Origin of the sequence: Candidatus Nitrotoga sp. 1052 (assembly GCF_927312905.1) — a bacterium.
Lineage (GTDB): Bacteria > Pseudomonadota > Gammaproteobacteria > Burkholderiales > Gallionellaceae > Nitrotoga.
Genome location: NZ_CAKMHQ010000014.1, coordinates 61,064 through 75,198, shown reverse-complemented (window position 1 = coordinate 75,198; position 14,135 = coordinate 61,064). Strand labels below are relative to the sequence as shown.

Genomic DNA, 14,135 nt, shown 5'->3' with positions numbered 1-14,135 from the left:
TCTGTATCCAAGTTCCTACATTGTCAATTTTAGCATTAAAGTTTATTGAGAAATCGCCGCTAAATATTTGACGATTTCATTTTTAAATAAAAGCTGAAAAGAAAGTGGGGGGACGAAATTATGGCCGCAAAAAAAGTTAATTCAGTAGCACACAAAGCTACCGCAGCATTCTGTTGGGGAATTGCTTTGGGAGTTGGTATTGCCGGCGCTTCGCTGTTGCTTATTCTGGGTGGATTGGGCTGGGCTAACATTGTGTCTGCTGTAGTCCTTGTTGGAATATCGGCTGCTGTCGGAGAGTGGGGAGTTCGCCGCCATCGCACTTTGCTTAAGTTGGCCGTAGCACAAGAGCTGGACAATGCCAAAGCAAGATTTGAAATCGAGCTTGCGAATGCTGATGCGGGTGGCTTGGAAGATGTCTGCACGGAGGTGGTGCCTATCTGGTCCAGACAAGTTGAAACTACTCGGAATCAGACCGAAACAGCCATCATGGACTTGGCCAATCGTTTTGTCGGTATTAACGCAAAACTGGAGGCGTCGGTCCGTGCTTCGCAAAGCGCCGCTAATGACTTAGCAGGTAGTACAGAGGGCGGGGCAGTGGCGGTAATGACGCAAAGCGAGTTATCGCTGAACAGCGTGATCGATTCCCTCAGGGAGGCGCAGCATAGTCGCAACGACATGCTGGAACAAGTTAGAAGCCTCAATGATTACACCGGTGAACTGAGAGCTATGGCCGTCAAGGTGGCGGAGATTGCCGCTCAAACAAACTTGCTCGCTTTAAATGCCGCGATCGAAGCTGCGCGTGCCGGAGAAGCAGGGCGCGGGTTCGCTGTGGTGGCGGACGAAGTGCGCAAATTATCCAGTCTTTCCAGTGAAACCGGTAAAAAAATGTCAGGTACAGTGGATATTATCAGCAACGCCATCGCCAGCGTATTCAAGATTGCTGAAAGCTCTTCCGAACATGATCTCAAATCAGTTGCGAATTCTGAATTGATTATTCAACAGGTACTGCAAAGCTTTACTAACGTCACTTCGCATTTGTCAGACTCCGCTGACCAGCTACAACAGGAAAGCGCAGGTATTCGCGACGAATTATCTGACGTGCTGGTTTCACTTCAATTCCAGGATCGTGTCAGCCAGATATTAGTTCATGTGCGCAACAACATGGAAAAGCTGCATCAGCACTTGAAGCAATTCAAGCAGGATAGAGCGGCATCCGTCCCGGTTAAGCACCTCAATATCAAAACATGGTTAGCTGAGATGGAGGCACTCTATGCCACTCAGGAACAAGTCCACACTCATCGCGGGATTCAATCCAGCGAGGCCACGAAAGCCACGAAACAAGAAATCACATTTTTTTAGGAGGGAATATGGGCAAGGCAATACTGATAGTTGACGATTCCGCAAGCGTGAGGCAGGTCGTCGGCATCGCATTAAAAGGTGCAGGTTATGACGTGATTGAGGGATGTGACGGCAAGGATGCGCTGACAAAACTGAACGGGCAAAAAATCCACCTTATTATCAGCGACGTGAACATGCCCAACATGGATGGGATTACCTTCGTCAAAGAGGTAAAAAAACTACCTAATTACAAATTCACGCCGATCATCATGCTCACTACCGAGTCTCAGGAAGGAAAAAAACAGGAAGGCCAGGCAGCGGGTGCCAAGGCTTGGGTAGTTAAACCGTTTCAGCCGGCGCAAATGCTTACTGCGGTGGCCAAATTGATATTGCCTTAGAACCTGGCAATGAGGACTAAATAAGGAAATACCATGCCTATCAGCTCAACAAATAAAAATGGACAGTCATTACTGCATATGGAAGGTGACATGACTATCTACACTGCCGCCGACATGAAGAATGAACTGATGACCCATATGGCTCAACCGTGCGAGCGAGAAATTGATTTGTCAGAGGTCAGTGAGATGGATAGCGCTGGCCTGCAAATTCTTATCTTGGCTAAGCGCGAAGCCGAAAAGCACGGAACAAGTTTGCGATTAACCGGGCACAGCCGTGCGGTGCTCGATGTGCTGGATATGTGCAACTTGGCGTCTTATTTCGGCGATCCGGTGGTGCTTTCTTGCAATGAGAACAAAGGACAATAAAATGAGTTTAGATCTCGATCAAGCACTGCAAACTTACATCGCCGAAGCACGCGAGCTTCTGCAAGATATGGAGGACTCGCTGTTGCGGCTTGAAGTTGATCCGAATGATGCCGATACGATCGGCGCCATATTCCGCGCCGCGCATACCATCAAGGGGTCAGCCGGTTTGTTCGGATTGGATCCCATCGTCAGTTTCACTCATATTGTTGAAGACGTGCTGGACCGAGTACGCGATGGAGACGTTGTTATTGAGGCCAATCTGATCGCAGTATTGCTCGAAAGCGGCGATCACATGTTGCACCTGGTTGACGTAGTCGCCGCCCAAGGCGGGCAATTGGATGCAGAAGCCATTGCCCGAGAAAGTGGTTTGCGTGTTCGGTTGCAGGCTTACCAAGATGATTCGGAGATGAGTCATGCCGTTCAAGTGGAGACAGAAATTCCATTGCAATCCAGCGGCGGTGGTTTGGTAGAGACGGACAATTGGCACATCTCCTTGCGCTTCGGCCAGAACGTAATGAGAGATGGAATGGATCCGCTTTCTTTCCTCCGCTATTTGTCTACACTCGGAGAAATCGTCTCTATCACCACCATGTTTGATGCTCTGCCGCCTGCCGATGAAATGGATGCGGAATCGTGTTACCTCGGTTTCGAAATTGATTTTAAGTCAGATGCGGACAAGGCGACAATAGCGGGAGTGTTCGAATTCGCACGGGAAGGCAGCCTAATCCATATTCTGCCACCCCACAGCAAGCTGACGGAATACATCGAATTAATCCGCTCGTTGCCGGAAAGTGAAACGCGTTTAGGCGAAATTCTGGTGACCACTGGAGCACTCACCCAACAGGAACTGGAAGCTGGGCTAAGCGAACAGCAAACCAGTGCCCGTCCGGACGGTTCGACAACGCCACTGGGCGAAATTTTGGTAGAACAACGTTCGGTTGAACATGAAGTTGTGCAAGCGGCCCTGGATAAGCAAACTCAGTCCAAGGATAGTAAAAACAAGGAAAACCGCTACATCCGCGTGCATGCCGACAAACTGGACGAATTGATCAATATGGTGGGTGAGTTGGTCATAGCCGGAGCTGGCGTAAGTTTGCTTGCTCAGCGCGTTAGCGATAACGGACTACAGGAAGCCACCTCAGTGATGTCGGGGCTAGTGGAGGAAATACGCGATGGGGCACTGCGCCTGCGCATGGTTCCAATTGGTGAAACCTTCAACCGTTTTCAACGCGTGGTGCGTGATGTAGGCCGCGAACTCGGCAAGGATATTGAACTGGTAATTACCGGTGCAGATACCGAGCTGGACAAGACCGTTGTGGAAAAGATTGGAGATCCACTCATGCATCTGGTGCGTAATGCCATGGATCACGGTATCGAGTCGGCTTCAATTCGACAGTCAAGGGGTAAGTCAGCCAAAGGCACTCTGCGGCTTAACGCCTATCACGATTCGGGCAGCATCGTGATTGAGATTGTCGATGATGGAGGTGGTCTTAACCGTGACCGAATTCTGCAAAAGGCCAGGGAACGCGGCCTGATTGCCCCTAACGTAACGCCGCCTGATCATGAAATCTTCAACATGATTTTTGAAGCAGGATTCTCTACCGCGGAAGCTGTAACCAGTATCTCAGGTCGAGGCGTAGGGATGGACGTGGTTAAACGCAACATCACCGCACTGCGCGGTACCGTGAATTTGGACAGCGCGGTAGGCCAGGGCACTACAGTCAGTATTCGTTTGCCGCTTACCCTCGCGATTATCGACGGTTTTCTGGTTGGTGTCGGCAAATCCAGTTATATAGTGCCGCTGGACATGGTACAGGAATGCATTGAGCTGACCGAAAATGACCGCCAGTTAACGCGCGAGCGCAGCTATCTCAATCTGCGCGGCGAGGTATTACCTTTTGTAATGCTGCGCGATCATTTCGAAGTTGAGGGTGCCGGGGCGCGGCGCGAGAACGTGGTCGTGGTGACCTGTGCAGGTCAAAAAGCAGGGCTGGTGGTAGACGAGCTAATGGGTGAATTCCAGACCGTAATCAAACCACTGGGCAAGATATTCAGTACCCTGCGCGGCATCAGTGGCTCCACCATACTCGGTAGCGGCGAAGTAGCGCTCATTTTGGATGTGCCATCATTGGTTCAACAGGCAGTCAATCGGGAAACACATCAAGTTTCAACCAGGCAACTTACTCATTAATTATCGTGTCGCTAAATTTTACAACCTTTACTTAGAATAATCACTTGGAGAATAAATGATGTTTAAAAATATGAAAATAGGTATGCGTTTAGGATTGGGTTTTGGCCTTGTGGGGATTTTGCTGTTAATCATCGCGGCCTTAGCTATTTCGCGGCTTTCGCAGCAAAACACAATGCTGGATGTGGTAGTTAATGATCGATATATGAAAACGGCTTTGATCACTGAGATCAAGGGCGAAACCACTGCCATTGCTATTATGCTAAGAAACATGATGCTCACTGATAGTCGCGATGACATGAAGAAGCAAGAAGCAAAAATTCTTGAGTCGAAGAATAAAATTGGAGAAAGCGTAGAGAAATTGCAAAAAATTGTTGTTCTGCCAAAAGGTAAGGAATTGTTGCAGCAGGTTTTGGATAATCGAACAAAATATGTAGATGGCTACAAGACCTTGATAAATCTTACTAATGAAGGGAAGAAGGATGAATCACGGGCATTCTTGCAAAATGTTCTGCGTCCCATCCTGGGCGCTTATCAGGCTAGCTTGAATACACTGAACAGTTACTTTGTAGATTTAATGCAGGTAGCCGCTAAGGAAGCCGCCGAAAGCTATAACATGGCACGCAACGTGATGCTGGCGCTGGTAGGGATTGCCTTGGTATTGGCTGCAGGTATTGCCTTCTGGGTCACGCGCAGCATTACCGGGCCGTTGAATATCGCCTTGAACGTATCAAACCAGTTGGCCGAAGGAAATCTGACTGCAAATATCGAGGTGACTTCTAAAGATGAAACCGGCCAACTGCTCGCAGCCATGCAAAACATGGTGAACAAATTGTCGCAGGTTGTCACCGAAGTACGCAGCGCCTCGGACAGTCTTTCAAGCGCTTCTGAAGAAGTAAGCGCGACCGCACAATCCATGAGTCAAGCCACTAGCGAACAAGCAGCCAGTGTGGAAGAAACCAGCGCATCGGTCGAGCAAATGAGTGCTTCCATTAATCAGAATACCGAAAATGCTAAAGTCACAGACGGTATGGCCAGCAAAGCTGCCAAAGAAGCTACCGAGGGTGGCGAATCAGTGCAGCAGACAGTGTCTGCCATGAAAGAAATCGCCAAAAAAATCGGCATTATTGATGATATTGCCTATCAGACTAATTTGCTGGCGCTCAATGCCGCTATCGAAGCAGCACGTGCGGGTGAGCATGGCAAGGGTTTCGCAGTGGTGGCGGCGGAGGTACGTAAACTGGCAGAACGCAGCCAGGTAGCGGCGCAGGAAATTGGCGAGCTGGCCTCCAGCAGCGTAGGGATGGCGGAGAAGGCCGGCAAACTGTTGGACGAAATGGTGCCTTCCATTAACAAGACTTCTGACCTGGTACAAGAGATCAGCGCCGCATCGGAAGAACAATCTTCTGGTGTAAGTCAGATCAATACCGCCATGAGTCAGTTGAGCCAGATCACCCAGCAGAACGCATCTGCATCTGAAGAGCTGGCTGCTACCGCTGAGGAAATGAGCGGCCAGGCGGAGCAACTGCAACAGACGATGGAATTCTTTAAAGTCGAAACGAATGCCAGCAGCAGTCAACGCAAGACTGTCGTGAGCAGGGTGGTGGCCGATATTAGCAAAGCGACGCGTCCGGCCAAGGCCAAGACAAAGTCTGCCATGCATGCCCTCGCTGGCATCCCAAATGAAGCTGAATTTGCCCGATTTTAATAGGAGACAGCCATGGGCGCACTAATTAAAAAAGAAATTCATGCGGCCGTTTCGCAGCAGGAAGAGGGGCAGTATCTAACCTTCCTGATCGGAGGCGAAATGTTCGCCATCAGCATCCTCGGCATCAAGGAGATCATCGAATACGGTAACCTTACTACCGTACCAATGATGCCGGATTTCATCCGTGGAGTGATTAACCTGCGGGGCGCAGTTGTGCCGGTGGTAGATATGTCGGCGCGCTTCGGTCGCACAGCATCCGAAGTAACGCGGCGTAGCTGCATTGTCATAATTGAAGTCGAAGCGGATGATGAAAAGCAGGATGTTGGAGTAGTAGTAGACTCGGTATCAGAAGTGCTGGAAATACCTGCCGCTGAAATTGAGCCGGCACCGAGCTTCGGTGCCAGGATCCGGGCTGACTTTATCAGCGGCATGGGTAAAGTGAACGGCAAGTTCGTCATTATTCTCAATGCTGACCGTGTGCTGTCGGTGGATGAAATGGCCATGCTTTCAGGGGCAAGCAGTACTGAGATTGCTCAGGCAGAATTGGTGTAAGCAAGCAGGAAACGCAAGGTGAACGATGGATGGGAGAAGGCTGGCGTAATTTACCAAAATTCTCCCATCCTGATGTTCTCCACTCCGGCAGTTTTGCACATCCCTGGTAGACCAAACATTTACAATAAACGGTAGAACAAAAAATCAATGAATGCCGAAACTCTTAGAGATGATGAGTTTAACCAGTTCCGGACATGGTTGCATCGTACCGCCGGGATTAATCTTTCCGATGCAAAGAAAGCGTTGGTTTCTGGTCGTCTGTCTAAGCGGCTGAAGCATCATGATTTGTCTAGCTACGGTGATTATTTCCGGCTGATTACTCAGAGTACCGAAGCAGCGGAATTACAGATTGCACTGGATCTGCTTACCACCAACGAGACCTATTTTTTTCGTGAGCCCAAACATTTCGATTTTCTGCGAGGGCAGATTTTGCCCAAGGCGCATACAGGCAAAACATTTCGTTTATGGAGTGCAGCCAGCTCGTCCGGCGAGGAACCTTACAGTCTCGCCATGACACTTGCCGACGGCCTGCCTCGCACGCCATGGGAAATCGTCGCTTCCGACATCAGCACTCGCGTTCTCGAAAAAGCCCGCTCTGGCCACTATGACATGGAACGGGCGCACAATATTCCGCAGCCTCTGCTCTCTAAGCATTGTCTGAAGGGCAACGGCTCCCAAGACGGCACTTTCATGATTGAGCGCAGCCTGCGCAGTCGCGTGCAATTCATGCAAATCAACCTGAATACAACGCTGCCGAAGCTAGGCGAATTTGACGTTATTTTTCTGCGCAATGTAATGATTTATTTTGATATAGATACAAAACGTCAGGTTGTCGCACGAATGTTGCCGTTATTGAAGCCAGATGGTTACTTTATTGTCAGTCATTCTGAAAGCCTCAACGGAATCACCGATGGCCTGAAATTAGTCGCACCGTCTATATACCGCAAGCCATGAATCAACCTGAAAGTTTTACCGAGATATTTTTACAGCCCGGAGATTTTTATTTCGGTGATGTGAATACTCGCCTTCGCACCCTTCTGGGATCATGTGTATCTATTACTATGTGGCATCCGACAAGATTGATAGGCGGCATGTGTCACTACCTGTTGCCATCCCGGGAAAGCGCATCGGTGACTCCTCTCGATGGTCGTTACGCGAAGGAAGCCATGCAAATGTTCGCGCATGAAATTCGAGCAGCAAAAACGCACCCTTCAGAATATTGCGTGAAATTATTCGGGGCGGGCAACATGTTTCCTGGTATAAAAAAAAATAATCCATGTGATTCTAATGGCTGCGAAAATAATATTAATGCATGCAAAAGCGTACCCTGCAAAAACATGGCCATTGCCCGATCGCTGGTTGCTTCGCACGGATTCGTGGTCGCAGCCGAAGATTTAGGAGGGAATAGCCATCGGCAGATTGTATTTGATATTTATAACGGTTATGTCTGGGTGCGCAAACCCGGTCCAATCCATGCATGATTTAAGAGCGTCACTAAATAAATGAAAAAAATTAAAGTCTTATTAGTCGACGACTCGGCTGTAGTGCGACAGGTGTTGCAGGCTGTATTGGATCAGGAGCCGGACATTCATGTAATTGGCGCAGCATCCGATCCTATTTTTGCCATGGAAAAGCTTACTCGCGAATGGCCGGATGTAATCGTGCTGGACGTGGAGATGCCGCGCATGGACGGCATCACCTTCCTAAAAAAAATTATGGCTGAACACCCCACACCGGTGGTGATCTGTTCTACGCTTACGGAAAAAGGTGCGGAAACCACCATGCAGGCGCTTGCCGCTGGGGCAGTTGAAATTATTACCAAGCCCAAAGTCGGGTTGAAAAGTTTTTTGCTAGAATCATCTAACGATCTAGTGGGTGCAGTCAGGGCGGCTGCCCAAGCCAATGTCAGGCGTCAGGTCAGAGCGGCAGCACCGCTACCGCAAGTGGCTGGAAAACTTAATGCCGATGCTATTCTTTCTGCTGCCACTGCTCACTCCATGGCACAAACCACTGAACGCATTGTTGCCATCGGCACCTCGACTGGAGGCACACAGGCTCTGGAAGCCGTGCTGACAGCACTGCCGCGAGTTTGCCCCGGCATTGTTATCGTGCAGCATATGCCTGAAAAATTTACTGCTTTATTCGCCGAACGCCTCAACGGCCTGTGCCAAATAGAAGTGAGAGAGGCAAAAAATAACGATCGAGTTATTCCAGGTCTCGCCCTGATTGCTCCCGGTGGCAAGCATATGCTTCTTAAGCGCAGTGGCGCGTACTACCATGTTGAAGTGGTGGATGGCCCCCTGGTTAACCGCCATCGCCCGTCAGTGGATGTGCTATTCCGCTCGGTAGCCAAGTTTGCGGGAAAAAATGCCACTGGCATCATCATGACCGGCATGGGCGACGATGGTGCACGCGGCCTGAAAGAAATGCTGGACGCTGGTGCTCCCACGGTGGCGCAGGATGAAGCTACGTGTGTTGTGTTTGGTATGCCCAAGGAAGCCATTAAGCTGGGCGCCGCAAAAAAGGTGGTGCCATTGCATGAAATGCACTGGGCCATTTTGGGGAAATGAACACAACTGCTCGGTATTGAGTTTAATCTCTGCGGGTTCAATTCCCATCCCTCTGGGCGAAAGCTGGTTGAAAACCAGCAGATTGAAGAGCGCAGTTAATACTCCGCTGCATGTGGTGGGGTATTTTATTGGCACTTCCGTTTCAAGTTTAACAAAACGTTGGTGCCCATTTTTCTCAGCTTACCTCATCCCTGTGCAAGGTTACTTGGTGCAGCTCACTTATCAACCCATGGATGTGGCTACGTTGTTGATCACTCAATGCAGTTTTTGCTTGTGCAAGCTGCTTGAGATGATCTTCCAGGTTGCGTGCCACGTCACTGAGCAAGGAAAACCCGAAGGTCTTTCCCGATCCGGTTAGGCTATGCACCATGCAATGCAAGGTTTGAAAGCCTTCCTCATCCCAACTATCCTGGGGCAACTGCTCCCACACCTGTTCGAGGTGTTTCAGTTTTACAGGCAATTGCGCGGCATAGGTATTGCATAGAATTTTTAGTGTTGCTTGCAGTTCGTTCGAATCAGCCATGACAACGTTCCCATATATCCTGCACCCTGCTTGCCAGGGTCATCGGATCGAAAGGCTTGGGAATGACATCGACTGCTCCGAGGTCCTTGTAGCCAGCAACTTCACCGGGCTGAACCTTGGCGGTCATGAAAATTACTGGTGTGTAGGAAAACTGAGGTAGTGCACGCAGCATCTTGAGCGTGCTCGGCCCATCCATACCCGGCATCATCACATCCAGCAAAAACAACTGTGGTTTAAAACCAGGTGCTCGTTGCAGAGCCTCATCACCCGAGCTGCATATTTCCACGGTAAACCCGCCCAGTGCTTCCAAGGCGAGCCGCGCCACCATTTGGATATCAGGCTCATCTTCTACATACAAAATGCGCGTCAGATTGTCTGCCATTGCTGTCCTTTTCTCTTAAGACACATCGCTATATTGTCCAGAACGCTGGCAGAATTAAGCGGCTTAACCACGAAGCCATCCGCTCCTTTTTTTATCGCTTCACGGACTTTATCCATCGTTGCCTCGGCACTCACCATCAGCACAATCGTTGCCGGGCTTATTTTGCGAATTTCTTCCAGCGCTTGTAAACCATCCATTTTTGGCATATTGATGTCGAGCAACACTAGGTCGGGCTTCTTTCTCGCACATAGCGCGATTGCATCGTGGCCGTTGGATGCTTCGCCAATAACCGGATAATCCTCGCTACGCAGGATGAACTTCAGCATCTCTCGCATCATGTTGTCGTCATCTACCACTATTACCGAATGCTTTTCTGATTTCTCCATGTTATTCAACTCCGATCAATCGTTTTATGGTTGCCAGCAGCTGTGCATCGCTGGTGCGCGACTTCACCAGAGCTGAAGCCACGTTCTGGATTTCCTCCCGTTCCATTTCACGGGCTGAAAATACCATAACCGGGATCGGCGGCGTCGCGCCATTCAACAATGACAGAAGCTCCTGGCCCGAACCATCCGGCAAGGTGAGATCGAGAATTACCAAGTCGTAGCGGCACCGCTCAAGTAATTGCCTCGCCTCGGTAAGCATGCCTGCATGGTCGAGATCTGCGGTATCTCCTACTATGCCGTGCATCACCTGAAAGATATCAGGGTCGTCTTCGACGTGCAGTACACGAGGGCGTATGTCAGAAAACTGTCCAACTGCCCGTCTTACTGCCAACACCATATGCTCCTGGTTGATCGGCTTGGTGATCCAGTCAATCACGCTGTACGCCTCGCCGTTCAATTCCAGGCGACCCTCAATCGCCCTGGCCGAAACCACTATGATGGGCAAACTCGCGGTTTTCTTTTCCATGCGAAGTTCACGGATAAATGCGATGCCGTTCTGGTCAGGCAGCGCCAGATCTAGCGTCATTGCCGCATAGTTGCTCTGTGCCAGCATTTGTTTTGCCTGTTCTGTATCGTAGGCGATATCGGCCACCTGCCCATCCTGTTCCAGCATCAAGCGCAGTAACGCGGCGATGTCGTGGTCATCTTCACAAATCAGTACCCGCTTGCCTTTTCCTTCATTCTTGCCAAAAGTAGTAACGACAGTTTCTTCCCATATCGGAAATTCGATGAAGAAAGTGGTCAATACATTGGGTTCTGAACTGAAACCTATGTTACCGCCCATTTTTTCGACAATCGCCCGAGTGATGGAGAGACCCAACCCAGTGCCGCCTTTCTTGCGGGTATCAGAGGAATCGCCTTGGGCGAATTTCTGGAAAATCTGGCTGCGGAATTGCTCAGAGATGCCGCTGCCCTGATCCTTCACTGCCACTCGAACTTGCTTGCCACTGACAATAACGGCAACCGTCACCTTGTCGCCGGCGGACGAAAACTTGGCGGCATTGGAGAGCAGGTTGGTCAGAACCTGCATCAAGCGGTTGGCATCCACGTTCACCATGATGCCTGGCAGATCGTTTTCCAGTTCGTAGCTCACATTGAACTGCCTGCCATAGGCGCAGTTTGCTTCCAATGCCTGATGCAAAAGAGGCATCAGCTCAACCGGTTTGAATTGAAGCTCCATCTTGCCGGCCTCGATTTTTTCCATATCGAGGATGTCGTTGACTAGTAGAATCAGGCGCTCGCTGTTCTTGTGCGCAATGTCCACCAGCATCTTCGCTTGCGGTGGCAATTCACCCGCCACTCCGCCGACGATAAGTCCGAGGGCGCCGCGGATCGAGGTCAGCGGCGTACGCAGCTCATGGCTGACAGTAGAAATTAACTCGCTTTTCATGCGTTCGATATTTTTGCGCTCGGTGATGTCTTGGATGATAGCGACAAATACCGGCGGGAATTCATTAGCTGACAAGTGCATGCAAATCTCTATGGGGTAGAGGCTCTTGTCCTTCCTTTGGTGTTCAACCTCGTATGTCACAACGTCCTTCTCTCCACGCCTGAGAGGACCGATACGCTGCTCGAACATTTCATGCGTAAGATTGGGTTCGAGATTGAGCTCCGTCATTCCCCTGAGTTCATCCATGGAGAAATTGAGGTTGCGCTGCGCCCTTGCACTGACCATGGTGAAATGCAACGACTGCGCATCGAACACGTAAATTTCGTTTAACGACTCGTCGAGAACACGCCCTAAGCGGATCAATTCATGCTCACCTTGCTTGCGTTTCGTTATGTCAACTCTGACCGAGATGTAACGTTCAATCTTCCCATCTGCATCCTTTACTGGCACGATAGCGCTATCCACCCAATACAACTCGCCGCTCTTTGCGCGGTTACAAATTTCATCGCGCCAGATATAGCCACGGGTGATAGTGGCCCACATCTCGGCGAAGAAAGCGCTTGAATGCGTCCCGGAATTTACCATGCGATGATCATGACCAAGTATCTCATCCCGGCGGTAGCCGCTGATTTCACAAAACTTATCATTGGTCTGAATGATGCGCCCGGAAGGGTCAGCGACAGAAACGATGGCGTGCTGGTCAATCGCGTGGATATAGCTAGTTAACTCTGCGGAAATCCGCTTGGCGTCTTCTATGGCATGCAGTAATGCGTTCTCAGATTCCTTGCGTGCAGTCAAATCCCTTGTCACAGCAATAACAAGACGTTTTGTATTTATACAGACTTCATTTGCCTTGTATCCCAGCGGAAAATGCGTGCCGTTCTTGCGCACGCCGACCACTTCCCTGCGCACTCCAGGAATCGTGGGTTTATCCAATTCCTGATGTTGTTCAAGAGAGTCATTATGCTGACCTTGACCTGGCTCCTGCGTCAGCAGACTGATATTTTGACCAATAATCTCGTTTCTTGTGTAGCCAAAAATCTGTTCCGCGGCCGGGTTGAAGATTTCAATCACACCGCCTTCGTTAATTGCAATGATGCCTTCATCCACGTTGTCCAGCACTGCACGGGTACGCGCTTCGCTGTCGCGCACTTGGCCGATGACCTTCACCAAGTTATCGTGTATTTCCTTCAGGGCTTTCATCAGCTGGCCAATCTCATTTGTTGAGCGAACTTCGATTAGCTGCGTCAAATTGCCTGCGGCAACGCCTCGGGCAATCCTCACTACGTCCTCCAGCGGCCGGGAAATGGCACGGACAAGCAAAAAGCCAATCCATAAAGCCAATCCCAAGCCAATGATTGCCGTAGCGATGATAATGTTGCGAATAGTCTCGTAACGACGCTGTACATCTTCGTACTCCTGCTTAGTCACAGTTAATTGCAGCTTGCCAAGTTTCTTGATACCTTCCCCAACTGGTTGATAGAGGGGGCGGATAGCTTCCACGACGATTCGGTTTGCCTTCTTAATTTCATTTGCCCGTAAAGCGGCCACTGCTGGATTCAAACCCCGGGTAACTAATTTATTGCGGTCATCGACAAATTTAGCCGCCAGTGTCTTTTCTTCGGTTATGAGAAATGTGGCCATATAGGCTTCCCATATCCTTTCAATTTCCGTGATGTTTTTTTCGATCTTTGCGGTATTAATGCTAATTTCATCGGGCGTCGGCGTTACAAGGCTAGCCGCTATGGCGAGGCGGTTTTGCAATATCAACGATTCAATGTCCGTCAATTGATCGAGTGCAATGATGCGATCCTCATAAACGGTTTTTAGACTGTCTCTCGCCTTGCTCATTCCAAACAGGGCACCTGTCTCGACTCCAAGCAGGATGACTGCCATGAAACAAAAGAAAAAGATTAAACGCGATTTAATAGTCAAATTTTTAAACATATTTTTAGATGGGTAATGCTGCATGTGGTGGCGATGCATAAGAATTGGTAAAGGCTCCTTGAGTTGGCTCCTTCTTGCGAATTATTTTGCTCGGCGAAAAAACGTGTGCCTCTAAATATCTGGTTGAGAACCACTTCCACCAGCTTTTTTACAGCAGTTTGCGGGCTCAATGTCATAATTACACTTGGATATTACGACAAATAGCAGAAACACTTTAGGGCTCAACTAATTAAGCCCACCGTCCCCGGCAAACCAGCTCCGATCTGGCCGACCTGGAAGCTGCGCTGGAAATGCAGGACCGTTTAGCGTCTGTGCGCATTGCACATC

General features: G+C 49.7%; 13 protein-coding genes. 9 read left to right on the top strand and 4 right to left on the bottom strand.

Annotated elements, in window-relative coordinates:
- Window positions 1–120 precede the first annotated feature (120 nt).
- The 9 genes from MJ768_RS02870 (at window position 121) to MJ768_RS02830 (ending at window position 9,120) form a co-directional block, all read left to right on the top strand.
- Window positions 121–1,359, top strand: a complete 1,239-nt coding sequence (locus MJ768_RS02870; RefSeq protein ID WP_239287843.1) for a methyl-accepting chemotaxis protein — start codon at window positions 121–123, stop codon at window positions 1,357–1,359.
- 8 nt (window positions 1,360–1,367) lie between these two features.
- On the top strand, window positions 1,368–1,736 hold the full coding sequence (locus MJ768_RS02865) for a response regulator (protein WP_173051989.1): 369 nt from the start codon (window positions 1,368–1,370) through the stop codon (window positions 1,734–1,736).
- Between the two features lie 33 nt (window positions 1,737–1,769).
- On the top strand, window positions 1,770–2,102 hold the full coding sequence (locus tag MJ768_RS02860) for an STAS domain-containing protein (protein WP_239287842.1): 333 nt from the start codon (window positions 1,770–1,772) through the stop codon (window positions 2,100–2,102).
- Window position 2,103: 1 nt separating this feature from the next.
- The gene (locus tag MJ768_RS02855; protein ID WP_239287841.1) at window positions 2,104–4,293 is read left to right on the top strand and encodes a chemotaxis protein CheA; all 2,190 of its coding nucleotides are present in this window, start codon (window positions 2,104–2,106) and stop codon (window positions 4,291–4,293) included.
- Window positions 4,294–4,351: 58 nt separating this feature from the next.
- Window positions 4,352–5,998, top strand: coding sequence for a methyl-accepting chemotaxis protein (locus MJ768_RS02850; RefSeq protein WP_239287902.1), 1,647 nt, complete (start codon window positions 4,352–4,354; stop codon window positions 5,996–5,998).
- Between the two features lie 12 nt (window positions 5,999–6,010).
- The gene (locus MJ768_RS02845) at window positions 6,011–6,550 is read left to right on the top strand and encodes a chemotaxis protein CheW (protein ID WP_239287840.1); all 540 of its coding nucleotides are present in this window, start codon (window positions 6,011–6,013) and stop codon (window positions 6,548–6,550) included.
- Between the two features lie 147 nt (window positions 6,551–6,697).
- Window positions 6,698–7,504: a CheR family methyltransferase gene (locus MJ768_RS02840; protein WP_239287839.1), complete on the top strand. Its 807-nt coding sequence runs from the start codon at window positions 6,698–6,700 to the stop codon at window positions 7,502–7,504.
- On the top strand, window positions 7,501–8,031 hold the full coding sequence (locus MJ768_RS02835; protein WP_239287838.1) for a chemotaxis protein CheD: 531 nt from the start codon (window positions 7,501–7,503) through the stop codon (window positions 8,029–8,031). Before MJ768_RS02840 ends, MJ768_RS02835 begins: the two co-directional genes overlap by 4 nt.
- Window positions 8,032–8,052: 21 nt before the next feature.
- The gene (locus tag MJ768_RS02830) at window positions 8,053–9,120 is read left to right on the top strand and encodes a protein-glutamate methylesterase/protein-glutamine glutaminase (protein ID WP_239287836.1); all 1,068 of its coding nucleotides are present in this window, start codon (window positions 8,053–8,055) and stop codon (window positions 9,118–9,120) included.
- Window positions 9,121–9,295: 175 nt separating this feature from the next.
- Here the strand turns inward: MJ768_RS02830 and MJ768_RS02825 are convergent, their stop codons facing one another.
- The 4 genes from MJ768_RS02825 to MJ768_RS02810 are packed head-to-tail and all read right to left on the bottom strand — an operon-like array spanning window position 9,296 to window position 13,808.
- Window positions 9,296–9,643, bottom strand: a complete 348-nt coding sequence (locus MJ768_RS02825) for an Hpt domain-containing protein (protein WP_239287835.1) — start codon at window positions 9,641–9,643, stop codon at window positions 9,296–9,298.
- Complete coding sequence (locus MJ768_RS02820) at window positions 9,636–10,025, bottom strand: response regulator (RefSeq protein WP_239287834.1); 390 nt, start codon at window positions 10,023–10,025, stop codon at window positions 9,636–9,638. The genes MJ768_RS02825 and MJ768_RS02820 overlap by 8 nt, the downstream gene beginning before the upstream one ends.
- A complete protein-coding gene (locus MJ768_RS02815) occupies window positions 10,010–10,411 on the bottom strand; it encodes a response regulator transcription factor (protein WP_239287833.1) in 402 nt (133 codons plus the stop codon). Before MJ768_RS02815 ends, MJ768_RS02820 begins: the two co-directional genes overlap by 16 nt.
- Window position 10,412: 1 nt before the next feature.
- Complete coding sequence (locus MJ768_RS02810; RefSeq protein WP_256449821.1) at window positions 10,413–13,808, bottom strand: PAS domain S-box protein; 3,396 nt, start codon at window positions 13,806–13,808, stop codon at window positions 10,413–10,415.
- Between the last annotated feature and the right edge of the window lie 327 nt (window positions 13,809–14,135).

Coding starts and splice junctions, on each gene's coding strand:
- MJ768_RS02860 (WP_239287842.1), top strand. CDS start 1,770: ATGCCTATCAGCTCAACAAATAAAAATGGACAGTCATTACTGCATATG.
- MJ768_RS02825 (WP_239287835.1), bottom strand. CDS start 9,643: ATGGCTGATTCGAACGAACTGCAAGCAACACTAAAAATTCTATGCAAT.
- MJ768_RS02835 (WP_239287838.1), top strand. CDS start 7,501: ATGAATCAACCTGAAAGTTTTACCGAGATATTTTTACAGCCCGGAGAT.
- MJ768_RS02840 (WP_239287839.1), top strand. CDS start 6,698: ATGAATGCCGAAACTCTTAGAGATGATGAGTTTAACCAGTTCCGGACA.
- MJ768_RS02870 (WP_239287843.1), top strand. CDS start 121: ATGGCCGCAAAAAAAGTTAATTCAGTAGCACACAAAGCTACCGCAGCA.
- MJ768_RS02830 (WP_239287836.1), top strand. CDS start 8,053: ATGAAAAAAATTAAAGTCTTATTAGTCGACGACTCGGCTGTAGTGCGA.
- MJ768_RS02865 (WP_173051989.1), top strand. CDS start 1,368: ATGGGCAAGGCAATACTGATAGTTGACGATTCCGCAAGCGTGAGGCAG.
- MJ768_RS02850 (WP_239287902.1), top strand. CDS start 4,352: ATGTTTAAAAATATGAAAATAGGTATGCGTTTAGGATTGGGTTTTGGC.
- MJ768_RS02845 (WP_239287840.1), top strand. CDS start 6,011: ATGGGCGCACTAATTAAAAAAGAAATTCATGCGGCCGTTTCGCAGCAG.
- MJ768_RS02815 (WP_239287833.1), bottom strand. CDS start 10,411: ATGGAGAAATCAGAAAAGCATTCGGTAATAGTGGTAGATGACGACAAC.
- MJ768_RS02855 (WP_239287841.1), top strand. CDS start 2,104: ATGAGTTTAGATCTCGATCAAGCACTGCAAACTTACATCGCCGAAGCA.
- MJ768_RS02820 (WP_239287834.1), bottom strand. CDS start 10,025: ATGGCAGACAATCTGACGCGCATTTTGTATGTAGAAGATGAGCCTGAT.
- MJ768_RS02810 (WP_256449821.1), bottom strand. CDS start 13,808: ATGTTTAAAAATTTGACTATTAAATCGCGTTTAATCTTTTTCTTTTGT.